The sequence below is a fragment of the Promicromonospora citrea genome, assembly GCF_013004695.1.
In the GTDB taxonomy this organism is placed as follows: Bacteria; Actinomycetota; Actinomycetes; order Actinomycetales; family Cellulomonadaceae; genus Promicromonospora; species Promicromonospora citrea.
Window position 1 is genome coordinate 1 of the sequence record NZ_JABEMG010000275.1, and the last position, 1530, is coordinate 1530.

Consider the following 1530-nt stretch of genomic DNA (forward strand, 5'->3'; position numbering starts at 1 on the left):
CGCAGCGGCAGCACGTGCCCCGGGCGGATCAGGTCCGCGGCGCGCGAGGTCGGGTCGCCCAGCACCCGCAGGGTCCGCGCCCGGTCGGCCGCAGAGATGCCCGTGGTGACGCCCGTCGCGGCGTCCACGGCGACCGTGTAGGCCGTGCCGCGCGGGTCCTGCCCGTGCTCGACCATGAGGGGCAGCGCCAGGGCGTCGGCCCGGTGCGCCGGCAGGGGCGCACACAGGTAGCCCGACGAGTGCCGCACCGCCCACGCCACCCACCGTGCCGTCGCCGTGCGCGCGGCGAGCACGACGTCGACCTCGTTCTCGCGGTCGGCGTCGTCCGCGACGAGCACGGGGCGGCCGGCGGCGAGCTCGGCGAGCGCGGCCTCGACGGGACCGCGGCGGGCGGTCATCGCGCACCTCCCGCGGCGCCGTCGCCGACGAGCGGGAGCGCCTCGGCCGGCGTCGTCCCGGCATCGACCGCGCGCCCCGCCAGCAGCCGCTCGACGTACTTCGCCAGCACGTCCACCTCGACGTTGACGGGGTCCGTCGGCACGAGCCGCCCGAGCGTCGTCGCGGCCAGGGTGGTGGGGATGAGCGACACGCCGAAGCCGTCGTCGGTCACCCACGTCACGGTGAGCGACACGCCCGACAGGGCCACCGACCCCTTCTCCGCGACGTACCGGGTCAGCGCGGCGGGGGCCGCGAACGCGAGGTCGTCCCAGCGCGGACCGGGCGTGCGCCGCACGAGCGTCGCGACGCCGTCGACGTGCCCCTGCACCACGTGCCCGCCCAGCCGGCCGGACGCCGGGAGCGCGCGCTCGAGGTTCACTGCGTCGCCGGGCGCGAGGCGGCCGAGCGAGGTGCGCCGCAGCGTCTCGGGCATGACCTCGGCGACGAACGTGCCGTCGGCCACCGAGGTCACGGTGAGGCAGACGCCGTCGACGGCGATCGAGTCGCCCGGACGGGCGTCGGAGGTCACGAGCGGGCCCGTGACGGTGAGGACGGCGTCGGACGCGTCAGCGCCCGGGTGCTCGAGCGCGACGACGGAGCCCAGCTCCTCGACGATTCCGGTGAACATCAGATCTCCTCCTGGGCGGGCTGGGTGGCAGGCTGGGTGGCAGGTCGGTCGGGGCACTCGGCGGACGGCGCTCGGCGGCGCGCGACGAGCAGCACGTCGTCGCCGAGCCGGGTCACGCTCCGCGTGGTGAACCGCGCGGCGTCGCCGACGGTGGTGACACCGAGGTCCGCGACAGCGCCGGCGCCCGCGCCGAGCAGCACGGGAGCGACGTAGGCGTGCAGCTCGTCGACGGCGTCGGCGGCCAGCAGGGCGGTCGCCACGGTCGGGCCGCCCTCGACGAGCAGGTGGCGCACCTCGCGCTCCCCCAGTTCGCGCAGGGCGGCGTCCAGGTCGCGGGTCGGCAGGTGCAGCAGGGGGCCGCCGGGGCCGTGCAGGCGGGCGCCGTCAGGGACGGGACGCGTCCCGAGCACCACGCGCAGCGGCTGGTGCCCGGCCAGGGCACCCTCGGGCGTGCGGGCGGTGAG

The 1530-nt window shown here is 77.6% G+C and carries 3 protein-coding genes; all 3 read right to left on the reverse strand.

Annotated elements, in window-relative coordinates:
• The coding region (locus tag HLB15_RS23565; RefSeq protein ID WP_171109186.1) for a 3,4-dihydroxy-2-butanone-4-phosphate synthase at positions 1-398 on the reverse strand (398 nt) is incomplete at its 3' end.
• Positions 395-1066: a riboflavin synthase gene (locus tag HLB15_RS23570; RefSeq protein WP_171109188.1), complete on the reverse strand. Its 672-nt coding sequence runs from the start codon at positions 1064-1066 to the stop codon at positions 395-397. The genes HLB15_RS23565 and HLB15_RS23570, both read right to left, overlap by 4 nt.
• Positions 1066-1530, reverse strand: a 465-nt coding sequence (locus HLB15_RS23575) for a RibD family protein (protein ID WP_171109190.1), incomplete at its 5' end; no start/stop codon positions are given. The genes HLB15_RS23570 and HLB15_RS23575, both read right to left, overlap by 1 nt.

What these genes read in the sequence shown, in the direction of transcription:
- HLB15_RS23570 (WP_171109188.1), bottom strand. Translation starts at nt 1,066, where the DNA reads ATGTTCACCGGAATCGTCGAGGAGCTGGGCTCCGTCGTCGCGCTCGAG.